Below are 19,679 nucleotides of genomic sequence, written 5' to 3'. Positions count from 1 at the left end.
TTTATGCCTTTTTAAATAAGAGCGTAAACATGATCTGTAACTGCTGTTCTTGTTTGCTGATTTTTAGATTCTGAAAATCAAGATAATAAAAATCATCCGTTAATGATGAAATTAAAGCCATAAAATCAAAAAATTGCCCTTCTAATTCAATATCCCAATTAACCGTATTATCAGTTTGATAATGTTTAAAGGAACTTAGTGTTAGATGATTTTGTTCAATAGCCAACGCTAATTCTTTTTCAGATATCAAACTATATAAACTATTTTTACTTGCCTGATAACGCCTTACTTTTGCTTGTAACAATTCAATTTCAGTAATCTTTTGCTGATATAACTCGACCTTTAGCTCAGCTTGTTGCTGGTCTTCTTTAATAAAAAGTTGATAAACAATAACAAAAAACGCTAAACAACATAAAATACACAATGCGTACTGTTGCCAAACTGGGCGATAGAAAAAATCACTGTTCATTAAGTTCCATTTCCATTTCAAAAAATAAATTATTCTTATTGGTCGATACTGTCTTTATTTGACTTTTAGCGATATTTTTTAGCATTAACAAATTTTGGTTAAAATGAGTAAGTTCGACATAACTAAAGCTTTGTCCTTCTATCGCTACTTTTTTAGGTTCATAATAGAAAGAATCAAGCCAAATTACTGAAGGTAACTGTTCTGAAAGCAATAATAGAGATTGCTGAATTTGTTTTTGGCTTAATGACGGATTAGGCAAATAATTAGCTAATTCTTCAGTTAATTTTTGTACTACCTTTTGCTGGTGTAGTAATTTTTCATCATAAGTTTTTAAATCATTTCGAGCTTGTATCCACAAATAACAGAGTAAACAACTTATTATGCCCATAAATCCAACAACCACGCCTGTCAATTGTCGTTGATGTTTTGCATGTTTTTCTTGCCGCCAAGGTAAAAAATTAACTTTATTATTTTCAAATCGACAACCTACAAAGGTTAATAGTCGTTGATGCTTTTTAAAAAGATTGATCCAATTTTCAATATAATGACGTTCAACTATCATCACTGTAATTTGTTTTTTATGTTCAGTTGAATAAACAAAATCAAAAAATACACTTTTAGCTGATACTTGGAATAATTTATAAATGTTAGCTTCAACATATAAAATCAATTCATTTAAATTTAGCTTTACATCAGGTAAGGTTAATTGTTGTATTTGAATTAAATTGATATCCAAATTAAGTTCAAATACCGCACACTCAGAAATTTTTTTTCGTAACTCATCAATAAAAATATCTATATCATTTTCATTTTGATAATTAAATACAATCAGATCTTCGCTAGTGGCTGTTGTAGCATTTCGCTTAACTGAATTTTCAATCCTATAGCGTAAAATTGTGGATTCGACATAAATAATGACGCTACTTTTATTAAAAATCATGATGGATTATCTTCTTGTTTCTGATAATAGCATCACTTAATCATAATCATCTTTTCCTAAATAAAAACTGACAAAAGCGATTTTTGCGAACTATCACCCAAAAAATGTTTAAAATTAAATCGAACGAAGTAGATTTTAGAGAATTTTAAAAAAAAAGGTTGACTGAAATAAGTCGTGCCTTATAATGCACATCCACACGGTAAGGGTGATTAGCTCAGTTGGGAGAGCACCTCCCTTACAAGGAGGGGGTCACTGGTTCGAACCCGGTATCACCCACCAATCTTTACCGTGATGTTTCAGTAATGAAACACTTGGGGTGATTAGCTCAGTTGGGAGAGCACCTCCCTTACAAGGAGGGGGTCACTGGTTCGAACCCGGTATCACCCACCATCTTTAGATGGGTCGTTAGCTCAGTCGGTAGAGCAGCGGACTTTTAATCCGTTGGTCGAGCGTTCGAATCGCTCACGACCCACCATTTTATTGAATAATTCCTAAATAAATCCAATCAATCTAATTAAGTAAAAAAAAAGCAATGAGAACGATAGCGTTCGACAAATTTTTCTGGAACAAATTTGAACAACATGCAGTGTTGGCCCGAAGGGGTGAGGCACACGATGTGCCGAATAATCGCTCACGACCCACCATTTTATTAAACAATTTCTGAATAAGTCCAATCAATCTAATTAAGTAAAAAAAGCGATGAGAACGATAGCGTTCGACAAATTTTTCTGGAACAAATTTGAACAACATGCAGTGTTGGCCCCGAAGGGGTGAGGCACACGATGTGCCGAATAATCGCTCACGACCCACTATTTCATAACATCAATATTTAATTAATAAACAACTTATTTAATTACGCTATACTAAACAGATAAATACGATAGAATAATTAAGTTATTTAATTTATAAGGAAGTTGTATGCTAAAGTTTTTTGCAAAACTATCATTAGTTTTATGTTTTAGTATTGCTGTTAATGCTGATCAACAAACATTATTTGATTTTAATGAAGAATATCAAAAAGCAACAGAACAAAAAGATGCAGAGGCGCAATACCATGTAGGTCTTATGTACGCTGATGGCTCATATACTAAAAAACGGCAATTTAAAGGTTTCGAATATGGTTTTGATGAGCAATTAAAAGCACAACCTGATTATATTAAAGCAAAAGAGTGGTTTGAAAAGGCTGCCAATCAAGGTCATATCGCAGCTCAACACAGTTTAGCCTTATTGTATTATAATGGACAAGGAACAAAACAAAACTATTCTAAGGGAATTGAGTGGGATACAAAAGCAGCTAAAAAAGGAGATGCCGTTGCTCAATATACATTAGCAACACTCTATTACAATGGTACAGGGGTTAAAAAGAACTATTTTAAAGCTAAACAATGGTTTGCTAAGGCCGCTGAACAAAACTATTCCGATGCTAAAGATCACTTAAATGTTGTAACAAAAAAGGTTAATGCCATTGTAGCCAAACAACAGGCCAAGAAAAAGCAAGCTAGTAATAACGATTGCGGTTGTTGATAATTAATCTGTTATACCAAAATGGAAAAATATTAAAAGATATCTATACACTAAATCATCGCTTTCAATAGACTTATCAAAATAAACACGTAGAAACTTGCAAACAAGTTAAAAACATTCTTTAATAAAAAATAATTTGTGCAAAAAATAAAGAGGCAGTTAAATGAAAAGATTACTATTAATAATATGCTTATTTGTTAATGTGCCCATTTTTGCAACACAAAATATAGAATATAACTTTGATGTTGAATATAAAAAAGCAACAGAACAAAATAGTGCCGAAGCACAAAACCGGTTAGGTTATATGTACCAGTACGGTCTAAACGTTCAACAAGATTATGCTAAAGCTATTGAATGGTACCAAAAGTCGGCTAATCAAAATTACGCCGATGCACAAGTGAGTTTAGGCTACATGTACAATTATGGTCTCGGCGTGAAAAAAAATTTGCTTAAAGCAAAGCAGCTATATGAAAAAGCAGCCTCAAACGGTTATGCTTTAGGTCTATTCAATCTAGGGGCACTTTACGAATTTGCAGAAAAAAAACATTATCGAAAAGGAATTGAACAAAATTCAGATAATAATGTTATTAGCCAAGACTATGTTAAGGCAAAATATTTTTACGAGAAAGCAGTGCAACTAGGTAGCAAAGAGGCTCAAAACAATCTGGGTAGATTTTATTATATTGGAATTGTTGTTAAAAAGAACTATACCAAAGCTAGAAAACTATATGAACAAGCAGCCAAGCAAGGCAATATATATGCACTGCATAATTTAGCAAATATGTATTACAATGGATTAGGTGGATTAAAAAAAGATTTTGCCAAAGGTGTAGAATTAGACACTCAATCTGCACAAAGCGGAAATCCTGAAGCACAATATAGCTTAGGTTGGTTATATTATAACGGTTCATGGTTTGAAAAAAATTATACAGAAGCTAGAAGATGGTTTCAGTTTGCCGCTGAACAAAATCATGCCGATGCACAATACAATTTAGGTATTATCTATCATCAAGGATTGGGAGTGGCAATAAATACCCATACTGCAAAATATTACTTTCAACAAGCTTGCCAAAACAACCATCAAGAGGCATGTAAACATGTCAAGAAACTTCTTTAATAAAAGAATAATATTGGCAATGGGAAATAACAAAATGGCACTATAAAAGGTATTTAAACTGGTAAACATTACTTTTAAACAATATTGTAAAAATAATATATATCAAGCTTGTCAAAAATAACCTAACACAATTCCCAAATAATAATTATTAGTTCAACGTTTTGGTTATATATGTGCTTAATGCACATCAAATACATACATAACTAAACAATAGGCAATATAGAACATTACAGCACCAACTATACAGTCCAATATTACCCACATTCTTTTCTTTCTAAATAGCGGTATGAGTAATTTTGCTCCATAACCAAGACTAAAAAACCAGATGAATGAAACACTGACGGCACCAACCAAAAATGCAAATTTTTGTTCATTAGTTAACGTGCCAGCAATTCCTCCAACAATAACAACAGTATCCAAATAGACATGAGGATTGAGTAGTGTAACAGCCAAAGTTGCCAATACAACTTTTAATAAGTTGATATTGTTAAGAGATTGAGATTCTATTTGCATGCTACTTGTGCCTTTAATTGCACTTTTAAACGCACAAAAACCATACCAAATTAAAAAAATCGCCCCAGAGATTGCTAAAATATTAGTAATTAAAGAATTGCTACGAATAAAAGTACCTACCCCAAAAATCCCTATTGACATTAGAGCAAAATCACAAATAAAACAAATTGCCGACACATAAAAGATATGATTTTTTAATAATCCTTGCTTGAGTACAAATAAATTTTGAGCACCAATAGCAATAATTAGACTAGCTGAAATAAAAGCACCACGTAATATTTCTAATAGCATTTAGTTATAACACCAGAATAAAGATGGGATAATTTATTATATAATCTAAATGCTATAAGTTTATAACAAACGTATTGAATTTGTTATTTGTTATTTTTCTCTAATCACAATAGCTTGGTTTTATTTTTGTTTAAATAGAGAATGATCATTCCAATAACTAACCAAATAATACCGACCATTTTTGCGTCATTATCAATATGTAATAATACAGGTAATAGCACTAAAATACCTATAATAGGCATAAAGACATCTAAAAACCACGAAAACCATCCTTTTGAGCCTTTTTTAAACTTAAAATAGCCAATTACAGATAAATGTAACATGATAAATGCAGTTAATGCTCCAATATCAACAAATGAGACTAAAGTTGGCAACCCTTTAGCATTATTAGCTGCAACAACAACTAAACATAAATTAAATAGCGCTGCAAATATAATAGCCATTGTCGGTACACCGCTTTTTTTTCCCACTTTTGCAAAAAATGAAGGTAAACGTTTGTCACGCCCCATACTGAATAAAAGACGACTTGCTGCGGCTTGTCCAACCATTGCTGCAAATGATGCACCAATAGCTTTCATTAAAGCTAGCGCCCATCCTAACCATAAATTAATTTCTTGATTAACAATATGATAGTAAACTTTACCTTGTAGTTCTGGATGACTACGCAAATATTCAGGGTTATAAGGGTTAAGTAAGCTACCGACATAAATTTGTAGCACAAATAAACAACCAGCTAAAATTAAACAACATATAATCGCTTTACTAACTAAATTATGAGGTCCGCCATTTTCTTCTGAAAAAGTAGCAATAGCGTCAAATCCCAAATAAGATAGTACAGCAATAGACACAGCATTAAATAAATTACTCCAACTGAACAAATCACCACCAATAAAAGGTAGTAACCAATCTCTGTTACTACCATTAGTGGCTATTATCCAAATACCAACAGATAACACAGCAAGTAATATAATAATTTCAAATATCAAGATGATTAACGTAATTTTAGTCGATTTTCTAACACCAACTAAATTCAGCGTAGTAGTTAACATAACAGCTAAACATGTCCATACCCATATTGGTACTTCGGGAATCAATGCATTGAACGATATACCGCTAAATAAGTACGCAACCGCAGGGATAAACATATAATCAAGTAATAGCAACCAGCCTACTAAAAATCCAGCACTTGGATGAATGCCAATAGAACAATAAGCATAAACGGCTCCCGCATGCGGTAAAGCGTTTGCCATTCTGGCATAAGAAAGCGCGGTAAATGCCATTACAAAAGTTGCTATGATATAAACCAAAGCAACTGCACCATCACTTATCGCATCTAAAACACCAAATAATCCTACAGGTGCTGCTGGACCAATAAAAAGCAATCCCAGAATAACCAAATCCCGGAATCGCATATTTTTATTTAACTGTTGCATAATCATTCTCGTATCACAATTATCTGTAATGATGAAATATTAAATGATTAATTCACAACGTGCTAAGATCAGCTTGTTATTAGGTTATAATTATTTGTTATAAAAAAATACTTTAGTGATATTCTTTAACCTCATAGGTATAAGACATTTTTGCTGTTTTACCAAGCATGATAGAGGCACTGCAATATTTTTCTGATGCAAGTTTTACGGCTGTTTCGACTGTTTCGTTATCGATATTAATACCTGTAATAACAATATGAAAATTAATTGACGTATACACTTTAGGGGAAGATTCTGCTTGAGTTTTATCAATATCTATCCAAAGATCACGAACATCTTTTTTTTTATTTTTTAAAATCGCAATAATATCATAAGCCATACAACCAGCTGCACCATGCAATAAAAGCTCCATAGGACGAGCTCCACGATTACGACCGCCATGTTCAATACCGCCATCCATCACTAGCGAATGTCCACTTGCTGTCTCACCTAAAAAACCAAATTCATCAATCCACTTTAAACGATCTTTCATAATTATCTCCTTTAAATTTATCTTTAAACTTCTTATTAGTTACAAATTTATTAAATAACATAATCGTTTTTAACCACGCTGTCATCATTTTGATTATTACTTTATTGATCAAATATGACAATGTTAGTGAACTTTTTACTAAGAGAATCATTAAGATCTTTTAAATTATTCAGGTAAAATCACTGTATTATTTGCAATAAAATATTAGCAATGTGTAATTAAAATCAATGTTTTCATCTTGATTTTTGCTTAACAAATAATTATACAGATTGGTTTCCTCTACTCTAAGGATTGAATATGATTTTTAAGTTTATTATCTTCCTTTTGATAGGATCCTTGGCTAGATTATTAGCTAGTATTTTGGTGGTGACGTATTAGTTATTATGCTAGCAAGCATCTCGATGGCTAAAGTAGGTGCACAACTTACACAAAAATTATCGATTAAAAAATTAATTAAATTCTTTGGTATATTTTATTATTGCTTGCAACGAAATTAATCATTTCTTAAACATCATTAACAAATAAAAAGGCCGCAAAAGCGACCTTATCAGTTTTGATGCAATACCATTAAATGACTATCTTGCTTCTTTAACTGCAAGTCCTAATTGCCAAACAGCCATTGCATAATGAGTGCTGTGGTTATAACGGGTGATAGTATAAAAGTTTGGTAATCCATACCAGTATTGGTAACGATCGCCCATATCAAGACGCAATAAACTTACCTGCGTATGTCCTTCTAATGAACTTTGCGGTTTTAATCCAGCTTTTGCCAATGTTTCAATTGAATATTTAGTACTAAAACCAGTATCAAGTGATAATGCTTGGCCATCAGCCATTACAGCCACTTTTTTACCACGTTGCCAACCGTATGATTTAAAATAGCTTGCCACACTACCAATGGCATCAACAGGATCCCATAAATCAATATGCCCATCATGATTAAAATCAACAGCGTGACGTCTAAATGCTGATGGCATAAATTGACCATATCCCATAGCACCAGCAAATGATCCACTCAAATCAAAGGGATCAACGCCTTCATCTCGGCACATAACTAAAAAATCTTCTAATTCGTCAGAAAAATATTGGGCACGTCTTGGATAGTAAAATGCAAGAGTTGACAAGGCATCAATGATTTTAGTTTTACCCATCACTCTACCCCAACCTGTTTCGACGCCAATAATGCCAACAATAATTTCAGGTGGCACACCATATTCATTATAAGCACGCTGTAATTCTTTTTGGTATTGATTCCAAAATTCAACACCACGAGGAAGGTTACTTGGTGTAATAAATTTATTTTTATATCGAATCCAAGCGCCATTTGGTGCCGTTGGCGAAGTTGCTTTTGGTGCTTGTTTATCCATTAAATTAATTACCCAATCAAGCTTATTAGCTTGAGCAAGCACATTACGGAGTTGTTGACGATTAAAACCATGCTTACTGACCATTCTATCAATAAATTTTTCTTTATCTATGTCTAGTGACGCACTAACGGTTTTAGATTGATTGTGCTCTTTTTCGAGATAAACACCGCCTTTAACATTTGCATGTCCACGGTGTTCTTTCATGGGAGATGTTGAAGATTTATTACTACTACAAGCTACAAGCAATAAAATTGTACTAATAAAAATGGCAATACGCTGCATAAAAAATCCATATTTTAAGTAATTAAAAATCGACAACATCATAAGATATTTATTGTTATTTAACAATATTTGGGCATGATTCTCCTGCCGAAACTTGTTTAATATTATTTAACGTCGTATCAGAAATATTTAACAATGCTTCTTGTGTTAAAAAGGCTTGGTGCCCCGTAAAAATAACATTATGACAGGAAGATAAGCGACGGAACACATCATCTAAAATAACATCATTAGATTTGTCTTCAAAAAAGAGATCACGTTCGTTTTCATAAACATCCATGCCTAAAGCACCAATTTTTGTTTTCTTTAATGCATCAATAGCTGCGGTTGCATCAAGTAATGCGCCACGACTAGTATTGATAATCATCACACCGTCTTTCATTTTTTGGAAAGAATCTTTATTCAATAAATGATAATTTTCAGGGGTCATAGGGCAATGTAACGTAATCACATCAGATTTTGCATATAACTCATCTAACTCAACGTATTGCGCTCCTAATTCAACTGCAACATCATTAGGATAAGGATCATAGGCAAGAATATGCATACCAAAACCTTTCAAAATGCGAATAACTGCTTGACCAATTTTGCCCGTACCAATAACACCAGCAGTACGATTGTGCATATTAAAGCCAGTCAAACCATCTAACGAAAAATTAGCATCACGAGTACGTTGATAGGCTTTATGCGTTCTTCTATTTAACGTCATCATTAAAGCCACTGCATGTTCTGCAACTGCTTCTGGTGAATAAGCTGGCACACGAACCACCGTGATACCTAACTTTTCAGCTTCAGTTAAATCAACATTATCAAATCCAGCGCAACGAAGCGCTAAAATCTTAATGCCATAACTTGCTAATTTTTTTAGTACTTTTTTATCTACTTCGTCATTAACAAATGCACAAACTGCGTCATAACCTTGAGCGGTAACCACTGTTTTACAGCTAAGTTTATGTTCATAATATTCGATATCAAAGCCATATTTTTTATTAGCGATTTCTAAATGTTCTTTATCATAATGTTTACTACTAAAAACAGCCACTCTAATTGAACTTTTCATATTACTACACCCCTTTTAAATGGTAGTTTGTTAATCTCTTAATTTATTATTGACATTAATTTTATACTGAAACACATAGTTACCTGAAACTTTTTAACAAAGAATAGCTAAAATAATGAATCTCTAACTTTTAAAAAGTCATTGCGCATAACTTCCTTATATTGAAAACATGACTTTGGATAAAACGGTCAATCTTGGCTTGCAGAATTATTTTTTATATGTTGTGTGCTATGATAACACTTTGCCAAAAACTAACAATAAAGTTAAATAATGAATAGCTCGCAGAATTCACTTTTAAAAACCATTTTTACGACCAAGATGCTAATCTGCATTTTTACAGGTTTTGCTTCTGGTCTTCCTTTTTATTTATTATTACAACTGTTACCTGCATGGTTAGAAAGTGATGGTATTAATATCAAAACAATTGGAGCTTTTTCATTAACGCAAATTCCCTATATTTTTAAATTTATCTGGTCACCATTGATGGATAATATTTCTCTCTTTAATTTAGGGAGACGGCGTGGTTGGATGCTTGGGTCTCAAATAATACTTATATTTTCGATCGCAATATTAGGATTTTTTTCACCTTCATTAAATATTTGGTTAATAGCAACCATTTGCTTTATTATTGCACTATTTTCAGCTACACAAGATATTGCACTTGATGCCTTTAGACGAGAGTTATTACTTGATAAAGAATTAGGACTTGGTAATAGTATTCATACTAATGCTTATCGCATTGCAGGTTTAGTGCCTGGTTCATTATCACTAATATTATCAAATACCTTGCCTTGGAATAGTGTTTTTATCATCACTGCATTATTTATGCTACCTGCTATCATTATGACGTTACTAGTAAAAGAACCAATTAACCAATCGCCCCTAAATCATACTTTTGAAGATATCATCATTAAGCCATTTAGTGAATTTATTACTCGAAATGGACTTAAAACAGCCATATGGATTTTAACATTTATCTTTTTATATAAACTAGGCGACAGTATGGCAACCGCTTTAGCTACGAATTTTTATTTACAAATGGGTTACAGCAGACCCGACATTGGTTGGATTGCCAAAAATGCTTCTTTATGGCCAAGTGTGATTGGGGCATTAATGGGTGGCATTTTGATGATCAAAATAGGCATAAACCGAGCATTATGGTCTTTTGGTGTTGTCCAAGTTATATCAATTTTAGGATTTATTTGGCTTTCGATAGAAGGACCTTTTACTACAATAGGAATATTTCAAAAAACGTTATTAGCCATAGTGATAGGGATTGAATCACTTGGTGTCGGTCTTGGTTCGGCTGCTTTTGTAGCCTTTATTGCTAAAACAACCAATCCACTTTATACCGCTACACAATTTGCTTTATTTACCAGCATTGCTTCAGTGCCAAGAACTCTAATTAATGCATCTACCGGTTTTATGGTTGAACACTTAGGATGGACAAACTTTTTTTGGTTATGTTTTATTCTTGCTTTTCCTGGTATGTTATTATTGTTAAAAGTTGCCCCGTGGAATAGCCAATCTTAGGAGAAAATATGGACAAACTAACCCAAGCATTCGACTTTAGACATGCATGTAAAAAATTTGATAATACCCAAAAAATTAGTGATGATGATATTAAATATATTTTAGAAGCGGGTCGTCAATCTCCTTCATCATTTGGTATGGAGCCATGGCATTTTGTGGTTGTTGATAGCCACAAGATAAAAGTTGAATTACGTAATGTTTGCTATAACCAAGAACAAGTTACCAGCTGTTCACATTTTGTAATTGTACTTTACCGCAAAGCCAATAATTTTACGTTGCAAAGTGATTATTTACGACGATCAATTGCACGCACTTTACCTGATCCAAATAATCAAACTTCTATTGACATAGCCTGCCAAGCATTTATCAATTTTTGTGAACAAGGACTCGCTGACGGTTTAACAATTAATCATTGGTCAGAAATGCAAGATTATATTGCTTGCGCCAACATGATGACTGCAGCGGCATTTCGTGATATTGATTCATGTGCTATTGGAGGATTCGATCATGATAAAGTCATCAAGATTCTAGAAAAATATATTCCACAATTTGGTGGCGACTCATTCGGGATAGGACTTTGCTTAGCTTTTGGTTATCGAATTAATGAACCAACAGCGCATATTCGTTGGCCACTTTCAGACTTAACAACATATCTAACTGATAACAGTGAAACGAATTAAACAATAGGCACCTTCAATCACAAAATGGTAATTGAAGGTGTTGATAAAAATAGATACTTATTATTATTCAATTGATTGATAAAGTGCTTCGGCTTCAGATGAAGCTGAATCCATAATAAAGGCAATTCCTGATAAAATATTACCAATCTGAGGATCAGTAATATTTTGTTGTACTGAGTTTAAAATCTCTTGAGCCCAATTAATTTTTGTAAGTACAGCTTCGACACTTTCTTTTGAAGGATTACTCATCTTCTCTCCTACTGTTAGGATGTTAACTAAACCAATAATCAAAAATATCTTATTAAATAATAAAAAATTTGAGATAACGGATATAAGAATAAGAAAATCGCATATTCTAAACAGTAAAAACAAAAACAAAAATTAATGTAGTTTAAATAAAGAATAAATGTATTTAAAATAATTGAAAATAAAAAGATAAACTTTTAGTTTAATAAAAATTAGCGCAATACAAAAAAGCCTATTATGATTACCTATTGCTACAATAAACAATTTTTTTACATTATAACGATTGATAATGTTAGACTTATTGGTAATAAATTGCGTTAATTTTGTCTAAAATCGTCAAAATTTTAAAATAAGTAAGGATTTAAAATGAAAACCAAACATGCTCGCTTATTAATACTTGGCTCTGGTCCTGCCGGTTACACTGCTGCTGTTTATGCTGCACGAGCTAACCTTTCACCCGTGTTAATTACTGGAATGCAAGAAGGTGGGCAACTAACAACCACAACCGATCTTGAAAACTGGCCAGCCGGTGCTCCTGATTTAACAGGTCCAGAATTAATGGTTAAGATGAAAGAACATGCAGAAAGATTTAATACCGAAATTATTTTAGATCAAATTGATCGCGTTGATTTTAGCACAAAACCATTTAAGCTTTATGGTAGCGAAACGCAATACTGTTGTGATGCGCTTATTATTGCAACTGGCGCATCAGCACAATACCTTGGTTTACCGTCAGAAGAAGCATTCAAAAGTAAAGGTGTGTCGGCTTGTGCTACCTGTGATGGATTTTTCTATCGCAACCAAAAAGTTGCCGTAGTGGGTGGTGGCAATACTGCGGTTGAAGAAACGCTTTATTTAGCCAATATCGCAAGTGAAGTGCATTTAATTCACCGCCGAGATACTTTTAGAGCAGAAAAAATCTTAATGGATCGTTTAGATCAAAAAATTAAAGAAGGCAAAGTTATCTTACATACTCATCGTGTAGTTGATGAAATTTTAGGGGATAACATGGGAGTAACTGGAGTTAGAATCCGTAGCTCACAAGATCCTAATATTACCGAAGAGTTATCGGTTTTAGGCGTATTTATCGCTATTGGTCACAAACCAAACACCGCCATATTTGAAGGTCAAATTGAACTAAATGGTGGTTATATCAAAGTACAATCAGGCACGCAAGGCAACGCTACTCAAACCAGTGTCGAAGGGATTTTTGCTGCTGGTGATGTAATGGATCATGTCTATCGTCAAGCAATCACTTCAGCAGGTACAGGCTGTATGGCTGCTTTAGATGCAGAACATTATTTGGATAATTTAAAATAAGCAGTAAAGATCTTTATGTCATTAGATAAAAAACGCCAGACCTATCTACTTGGCTGGTTAAAACAGCAAGCAAAAATGCATAAAACTAATTTGCGAGCTTCAATTTTAACCAGCTTGGTTTTAACTATATTAATCATTATTCAATCTGCTTTACTCGCTGTAATTTTGCAAAAAATTATTATTGAACAACACTATTTTTTGGATATTCTGCCTTTTTTTGGCGCACTAGTTGCAGTGTTACTCGGTCGAGCAGGCTTAATTTATCTACGCGAAAAGATCAACTTTGCCATAGGCAAAAAAGTTCGCCAGCAAATTCGACAGCAATTAATTGATCAACTTGAGTTGCATGGGCCTGCTTATTTAAATCAAAGCACGATCGGCGCATGGAGTACGTTGCTTATTGAACAAGTTGATAAATTGCATGACTTTTTTGCCCGTTATCTTCCCCAAATGCGATTGGCAGGCATGGCACCGATTTTAATCTGTATTGCTATCTTCCCATTTAACTGGGCTGCTGCTACAATTTTGCTGTGCACCGCCCCCCTAATTCCTATTTTTATGATTTTAGTGGGAATGGGAGCCGCCGATATTAATCGTCGTCATTTTAAAGCGCTCGCATATTTAAGCGGTCATTTTTTAGACCGTTTAAAAGGACTCAATACCATTCGATTATTCAACCAAGGCGAAAAACAAACTAACGAAATAGCCATTGCCTCTGAAGATTTTCGTATTAAAACTATGCAAGTGCTCAAAATAGCCTTTTTATCTTCAGCCGTATTGGAGTTTTTTACTTCTATTTCAATCGCCATTGTGGCGGTTTATTTTGGATTCTCGTATTTAGGCGAATTCGATTTTGGTGCATATAATGGAACTGTTACTTTATTTGCTGGTTTTTTTGCGCTAATGTTAGCCCCTGAATACTTTCAACCTTTACGTGATTTGGGAACTTACTATCATGCCAAAGCTGAGGCAATCGCAGCAGCAGATAATATCGAAACTTTTTTAAGTAAAAAAATCGCAACAAAACAAGCCAATGATAATATAACAAACATAAAATTGACTGAGCCATTAAAAATAATTGAAGCAAATAATTTAATTGTATTATCTAACGAACAACAACCTATCGTTGGTCCATTATCGTTTAGCTTGCAAGCACCATTTAAATTAGCGCTAATAGGAACTAGTGGCGAGGGTAAAACTTCGTTAATGCAAGTACTACTCGGCTTTTTACCTTATCAAGGCTCACTAAAGATTAATGGTATTGAATTTAATCAATTAGATATTAATGATTGGCAACTGCAAGTAAGCTGGATTGGTCAAAATCCTTACTTGATTAATGGTACTATCCATGAAAATATTTTATTGGGTAAACAAAATGCAACCAACCATGAACTGGATAACGTGATAGCCAAAACCCAATTGACCGAAGTTATTGCTAAATTACCACAAGGAATTAAAACCCAAGTTGGCGAAGATGCGGTACGTTTATCAGTTGGGCAAGCACAGCGGATCGCCTTAGCCAGAGCAATGCTAAAACCCTGTCAATTATTGATTCTCGATGAACCAACTGCTAGTTTAGATAAACAAACCATCCAAAATTTGGATCAGCAGCACATTGCCCCGAATAGCATTACAATTACTCATCAAACAGATGACATGGAAGATTTTAAACAAATCTGGCAATTGGCTAATGGTAAGCTACACTGTGATATCAAGGGGGATTTATGCTAGCTATATTACGCCCTTATATCGCACTATATAAACACTATTTTGGGCAAATTTTATTGGGATTATTTTTGTCAATTCTTACCCTATTTGCCAGCGTATTTTTGCTGTCATTATCAGGGTGGTTTTTGGCTTCTACCGCTTTTGTTGGCGTTGCAGGTTTGTATACTTTCAATTATATGTTGCCTGCTGCTGGTGTTCGTGCTGCGGCAATTATTCGAACCGCCGCTCGCTATATGGAGCGTTTAGTTGATCATAATACTACATTTAAAATCTTAGCTTATTTAAGAACGTTAGCTTTTCGTAAGATTTTGCCATTAAGTGCCAATCAATTAGCCCACTACCAACGGGCTGACTTGCTTAATCGCTTTATTGTCGATATTGACGCACTTGATCACTTATACCTAAAACTTTTTTCACCTATTGTAACCGCACTTGTTACCATTGTTGTTTTGTTTGTTGGGTTAGCAAATATAAACTTACCTATTGCGTTAATTATTACTATTATCCTTACAACCGCCTTACTTGTGGTTCCGGTCATTTTTTATCAAGCAGGAAAACAACTCGGCAAAACACTAGCTAAACAACAAAGTGAATATCGTTTATTATTAATTAATTATCTACAAGGACAAGCTGAACTTATCCTATTTAATGCACAACCACGCTATCGTGCTAAACTTGATGAGCTTGAATCAAACTGGCTTTGTAACCAGCAACGTCAATCAACATTAATGGCACTATCAAGCGCATTGATTGTGCTGATTGCTGGATTTTTAACGTTGCTTGTTCTATGGCTAATTACCCAATACACCCTATCGCCTTTAGTGGCACTATTTGTATTTGTTAGTCTTGCAAGTGCTGAAATACTCATGCCAATTCCTAGCGCATTTATCTTTTTAGGACAAGTACTGACTTCTGCCACACGCACAACGGCTATTTTTAATCAAACACCCGACATTCAATTTGTTTCTAAAGGTAAAGCGATAGATTTAACTACGGCAAAATTACAATTTGAACAAATTAATTTCAGCTATCCAAATCAACCTTTTGCGATATTAACTGATTTTTCCTTAATGGTTGAACAAGGTGAACATATTGGAATAATTGGTAAAACAGGTTGTGGTAAATCAACTTTATTAAGCCTAGTAAATCGGACTTGGGAGGCAAGCTCCGGCAATATTTATTTTAATGATACCCCAATAAATCAACTGGATGAAAAAACTTTGCGACAAGCCATTGCAATGGTTCCGCAAGTTATTACTATTTTTAGTGAGACTTTACGGCAAAATTTACTCATTGGTAATCCTAATGCAACTGATCAACAGCTTATTGAGGTTCTACATCAAGTTGAATTGGACAAATTACTAACTACAGAACAAGGTTTAAATATGCTAATTGGACAAGGTGGGCGTACTTTATCTGGCGGTGAAATTCGTCGTATAGGCATTGCAAGAGCATTACTGCATAATTCCCCTTTAATTTTAATGGATGAACCAACAGAAAGCCTTGATCAACAAACAGAACAACAAATTATTCAATTGATAAAACAGACATGTAAAGGCAAAACACTAATCATGGTTACACATCGTTTGACTGATAAACCGCTGTTTGATCGAATTATTTCACTTTAATAAATGGTTTAATTGTAGAATTTACCAGCATTGTTTACAGTAATTTGAAAAACTGATCCTCGCCAAAAAAGTGGACAAAAGTCGCCTCTATGATATAAACAAAAATCATAGGAGACAAATATCATGGTCAAAAAATTTAGTATCGAATTCAAACAACAATCAGTGGATTATGCGTTATCTAATGCACACCTTTCTATCAGCGAACTTGCCAACCATCTAGGTGTGGGTAAATCAACCCTAGATAAATGGATTAGGCAACTTTCCCCGAATAAAACCAGCCGTCGAGAGTTAACAGCTGAGCAACAGGGATTATGGTGTTAGAAAAAGAGATTAAAGAACTGAAAATGGCCAATGATATACTAAAAAAGGCGCATGTGCATATCATCAACAATCCAAGTCGATGAAGTACGCTTATATGAAAAATCATTTAACCTGCTATCCCGTTACTAGGATATGCCGATTACTTGGTGTCAGTTCATCAGGTTATTATGCTTGGTTAAAAAGAGCAAACAAATCCGCCAAACTCAGCGAGTATATCCAAAAACAGTATTGGCAACATAAAGCCCGTTTGGGTGCACCAAGCCTGCTTCATGATGCAAGAGAAGCGAGCTATCAAGTTTCAGAAAGGACAATTAGCCGTATTTTGCAACAATTGGGATTACGTAGTTTGAGATTGCATAGTAAAATTCAAGTATAAAACAGACACGGCTCATCACAATATTACGCCCAACACGTTAATTTGTCGGTGATTATCGATTTATATGGACGAAAAGTGATTGCTAGTCAAACCAGTCGCTATATAGACCGCCATTTAGTGTGTAATACATTAAAACAAACCTTATTTCGGCGTCACTTTCCTAAAAATGTACTCATTCATAGTGACCAAGGAAGCCAATATTGCAGTGCTGATTTCAAGCAATTATTGTTACAATATGGGCTAAGGCAAAGCATGAGTCGAAGAGGAAACTGCTTTGATAATGCGGTTGTTGAGAGTTTTTTTCATACACTCAAAACCCATATTATTCATGACTGTTACTACAAAACGCGGAAACTGGCTAATAAAGCACTATTTGAATATATTGAAATCTATTATAATCGGATACGCCGCCATTCAGCCAATGGCTGGGTATCACCTGAACAATATGAACAACAATATTACCAAAACGAAAAAATGATAGAGGCGGGCACTGTCTAATATTTTGGCGAGGATCACATACTATGATTAATAAAATATATTTTTTGAAATCTGATACAAGAAATTACTCATCATTTATTCAGGACTGGGATCCAAATAAGACAGAAGGTATTATGGGTATAGCAATGGATCAAAAATGGAAATCTTTTGAGAGATACGAACCGATAAAACTTGAATTACACAGAAGTGATACTGGTAAAAAAAATTACAAGCTAGATTTTAGTGGATCATTGAGACCCTTTTATATTTGCAGCCAGCTGACTTTAGAAAAACTAGAAGATATTCTACTGGTAAAGGGACAAATACTGTCTGTCATCACTGAAAGCAAAAGAAAACAGTTCTTTGGATACTACCCAACCAATCCTTTATCAGGATGTTTAGATAGAGAAAAATCAATATACAAGGAAGCAGATCAAGGATTACTAATTGAAAAACCTGTATTAATAGCCGAAAATATTACAGAGGAATATATTTTTTCAATTGAAGAAGATATTAGCCGAGTGTTTGTGACAGATAAATTTAAACAGCGAGTTGAAGAAGCAGGCCTACTTGCTTTCGATTTTTCAAGGGAAATAGAGCTTTCATAACTATTTAATTAAAATAAAACATATAAATAAATATTCAGTAGCAATAATATCGACTACTACTATGCCCTAGACAGGCTTATTAAAAACATCAGCTTGATCCTTGCCAAAATATTAGACAGTGCCCGCCTCTATCATTTTTTCGTTTTGGTAATATTGTTGTTCATATTGTTCAGGTGATACCCAGCCATTGGCTGAATGACGGCGTATCCGATTATAATAGATTTCAATATATTCAAATAGTGCTTTATTAGCCTGCTTCCTCGTTTTGTAGTAACAGTCATGAATAATATGGGTTTTGAGTGTATGAAAAAAACTCTCAACAACCGCATTATCAAAGCAGTTTCCTCTTCGACTCATGCTTTGCCTTAGCCCATATTGTAACAATAATTGCTTGAAATCAGCACTGCAATATTGGCTTCCTTGGTCACTATGAATGAGTACATTTTTAGGAAAGTGACGCCGAAATAAGGCTTGTTTTAATGTATTACACACTAAATGACGGTCTATGTAGCGACTGGTTTGCCTAGCAATCACTTTTCGTCCATATAAATCGATAATCACCGACAAATATAACCAACCTTCCCCCGTTTTAATATAAGTAATATCGGTTACCCATGTCGTATTCGGCTTATCAGGGTTAAATTGTCTATCTAACGTGTTGGGCACAATATTGTGATGAGCCGTGTCTGTTTTATACTTGAATTTACGTGCTGCTTTACTATGTCATCTCAAACTACGTAATCCCAATTGTTGCAAAACACGGCTAATTGTCCTTTCTGAAACTTGATAGCCCACTTCCCTTGCTTCATGAAGCAGGCTTGGTGCACCCAAACGGGCTTTATGTTGCCAATACTGTATTAAGGTTGCTTTGGAATAAAATAAGCAAAAGCATGATTAGTTAAATAATGCCCATTTTCACCATTAAATTTTTTTGCTGCATCAGACCAGGCAAAAAAACGAGTCTCAGGTTTTTCCTGTACTTTACCCGTTTCTCTATCAATAAAATACAGCTTTTTTGTCCCTTTTTTAAATAACTTCCAAACCGTTTTGACAAATTTATCAGTTTCCGGATCTTCGATTGTGTAACTATCCCCTAAAATAGTACAGCAAAAAAGTAGAAAATTATCTATGATAAAAGTAAAAGGGGATTTAATTATGAAAAAAATGACTGAACATCAAATCGTCGCTATTTTAAAAGAAGCTGAAGCAGGTATTCCTGTCAAGGAACTCTGCCGTA

General features: G+C 34.0%; 16 protein-coding genes, 3 tRNA genes and 2 pseudogenes. 12 read left to right on the top strand and 9 right to left on the bottom strand.

What is annotated here, in order from left to right; translation table 11 throughout:
• Window position 1: 1 nt before the first annotated feature.
• On the bottom strand, window positions 2–469 hold the full coding sequence (locus tag A9G44_RS10630) for a hypothetical protein (RefSeq protein ID WP_034915054.1): 468 nt from the start codon (window positions 467–469) through the stop codon (window positions 2–4).
• Window positions 459–1,409, bottom strand: a complete 951-nt coding sequence (locus A9G44_RS10625) for a PilN domain-containing protein (protein WP_065610927.1) — start codon at window positions 1,407–1,409, stop codon at window positions 459–461. The genes A9G44_RS10630 and A9G44_RS10625 overlap by 11 nt, the downstream gene beginning before the upstream one ends.
• A gap of 203 nt (window positions 1,410–1,612) precedes the next feature.
• Here A9G44_RS10625 and A9G44_RS10620 point away from each other — a divergent pair.
• The 5 genes from A9G44_RS10620 to A9G44_RS10600 all read left to right on the top strand — a co-directional run bounded on the left by A9G44_RS10620 (window position 1,613) and on the right by A9G44_RS10600 (window position 4,050).
• Window positions 1,613–1,688 (top strand) — tRNA-Val (locus tag A9G44_RS10620).
• Between the two features lie 35 nt (window positions 1,689–1,723).
• A tRNA-Val gene (locus tag A9G44_RS10615) sits at window positions 1,724–1,799 on the top strand.
• A gap of 9 nt (window positions 1,800–1,808) precedes the next feature.
• A tRNA-Lys gene (locus tag A9G44_RS10610) sits at window positions 1,809–1,884 on the top strand.
• Window positions 1,885–2,327: 443 nt separating this feature from the next.
• Window positions 2,328–2,933, top strand: coding sequence for a tetratricopeptide repeat protein (locus A9G44_RS10605; protein ID WP_065589568.1), 606 nt, complete (start codon window positions 2,328–2,330; stop codon window positions 2,931–2,933).
• Window positions 2,934–3,096: 163 nt separating this feature from the next.
• Complete coding sequence (locus A9G44_RS10600) at window positions 3,097–4,050, top strand: tetratricopeptide repeat protein (protein WP_065610925.1); 954 nt, start codon at window positions 3,097–3,099, stop codon at window positions 4,048–4,050.
• Between the two features lie 177 nt (window positions 4,051–4,227).
• Here A9G44_RS10600 and A9G44_RS10595 read toward each other — a convergent pair whose 3' ends face one another.
• The 5 genes from A9G44_RS10595 to A9G44_RS10575 all read right to left on the bottom strand — a co-directional run bounded on the left by A9G44_RS10595 (window position 4,228) and on the right by A9G44_RS10575 (window position 9,513).
• Entirely contained in the window at window positions 4,228–4,854 is a 627-nt protein-coding gene (locus tag A9G44_RS10595; RefSeq protein ID WP_065610922.1) for a LysE/ArgO family amino acid transporter, read from the bottom strand.
• Between the two features lie 104 nt (window positions 4,855–4,958).
• Window positions 4,959–6,287 carry an APC family permease gene (locus tag A9G44_RS10590; RefSeq protein ID WP_218837587.1) on the bottom strand — a complete coding sequence of 443 codons (1,329 nt, stop codon included), beginning with the start codon at window positions 6,285–6,287 and terminating at the stop codon, window positions 4,959–4,961.
• 112 nt (window positions 6,288–6,399) lie between these two features.
• On the bottom strand, window positions 6,400–6,819 hold the full coding sequence (locus tag A9G44_RS10585) for an OsmC family protein (RefSeq protein ID WP_034909652.1): 420 nt from the start codon (window positions 6,817–6,819) through the stop codon (window positions 6,400–6,402).
• Between the two features lie 575 nt (window positions 6,820–7,394).
• Window positions 7,395–8,468 carry a lytic murein transglycosylase B gene (mltB, locus tag A9G44_RS10580; protein ID WP_065610918.1) on the bottom strand — a complete coding sequence of 358 codons (1,074 nt, stop codon included), beginning with the start codon at window positions 8,466–8,468 and terminating at the stop codon, window positions 7,395–7,397.
• Between the two features lie 55 nt (window positions 8,469–8,523).
• Window positions 8,524–9,513, bottom strand: a complete 990-nt coding sequence (locus A9G44_RS10575) for a 2-hydroxyacid dehydrogenase (RefSeq protein ID WP_065611049.1) — start codon at window positions 9,511–9,513, stop codon at window positions 8,524–8,526.
• A 330-nt stretch (window positions 9,514–9,843) separates the two neighbouring features.
• Between A9G44_RS10575 and A9G44_RS10570 the strand changes: the two genes are divergently transcribed.
• Both A9G44_RS10570 and A9G44_RS10565 read left to right on the top strand, forming a co-directional pair.
• The gene (locus A9G44_RS10570) at window positions 9,844–11,058 is read left to right on the top strand and encodes an AmpG family muropeptide MFS transporter (protein WP_218837586.1); all 1,215 of its coding nucleotides are present in this window, start codon (window positions 9,844–9,846) and stop codon (window positions 11,056–11,058) included.
• A gap of 8 nt (window positions 11,059–11,066) precedes the next feature.
• A complete protein-coding gene (locus A9G44_RS10565) occupies window positions 11,067–11,738 on the top strand; it encodes an NAD(P)H-dependent oxidoreductase (RefSeq protein WP_065610914.1) in 672 nt (223 codons plus the stop codon).
• A gap of 63 nt (window positions 11,739–11,801) precedes the next feature.
• Here the strand turns inward: A9G44_RS10565 and A9G44_RS10560 are convergent, their stop codons facing one another.
• A complete protein-coding gene (locus A9G44_RS10560) occupies window positions 11,802–11,987 on the bottom strand; it encodes a hypothetical protein (RefSeq protein ID WP_034909658.1) in 186 nt (61 codons plus the stop codon).
• Between the two features lie 363 nt (window positions 11,988–12,350).
• Between A9G44_RS10560 and trxB the strand changes: the two genes are divergently transcribed.
• The 5 genes and pseudogenes from trxB to A9G44_RS10530 all read left to right on the top strand — a co-directional run bounded on the left by trxB (window position 12,351) and on the right by A9G44_RS10530 (window position 18,442).
• Window positions 12,351–13,304: a thioredoxin-disulfide reductase gene (gene trxB / locus A9G44_RS10555; RefSeq protein ID WP_034909659.1), complete on the top strand. Its 954-nt coding sequence runs from the start codon at window positions 12,351–12,353 to the stop codon at window positions 13,302–13,304.
• Window positions 13,305–13,319: 15 nt separating this feature from the next.
• A complete protein-coding gene (cydD, locus tag A9G44_RS10550; RefSeq protein WP_065610912.1) occupies window positions 13,320–15,035 on the top strand; it encodes a heme ABC transporter permease/ATP-binding protein CydD in 1,716 nt (571 codons plus the stop codon).
• Window positions 15,029–16,660 (top strand): heme ABC transporter ATP-binding protein/permease CydC, encoded by a 1,632-nt coding sequence (cydC, locus tag A9G44_RS10545; RefSeq protein ID WP_065610910.1) that lies wholly within the window; start codon window positions 15,029–15,031, stop codon window positions 16,658–16,660. Before cydD ends, cydC begins: the two co-directional genes overlap by 7 nt.
• 123 nt (window positions 16,661–16,783) lie before the next feature.
• Window positions 16,784–17,855, top strand: a pseudogene (locus A9G44_RS10535) (IS3 family transposase).
• 23 nt (window positions 17,856–17,878) lie between these two features.
• Window positions 17,879–18,442, top strand: coding sequence for a hypothetical protein (locus A9G44_RS10530; protein WP_065609922.1), 564 nt, complete (start codon window positions 17,879–17,881; stop codon window positions 18,440–18,442).
• Between the two features lie 111 nt (window positions 18,443–18,553).
• Here A9G44_RS10530 and A9G44_RS10525 read toward each other — a convergent pair.
• Window positions 18,554–19,294 (bottom strand): annotated as a pseudogene (locus tag A9G44_RS10525) (IS3 family transposase); the annotation flags it as partial.
• Window positions 19,295–19,679 lie beyond the last annotated feature (385 nt).

This window comes from Gilliamella sp. Occ4-3 (genome assembly GCF_001690675.1).
In the GTDB taxonomy this organism is placed as follows: Bacteria; Pseudomonadota; Gammaproteobacteria; order Enterobacterales; family Orbaceae; genus Gilliamella; species Gilliamella bombi.
This window is presented reverse-complemented; position numbering and strand designations above follow the sequence as displayed.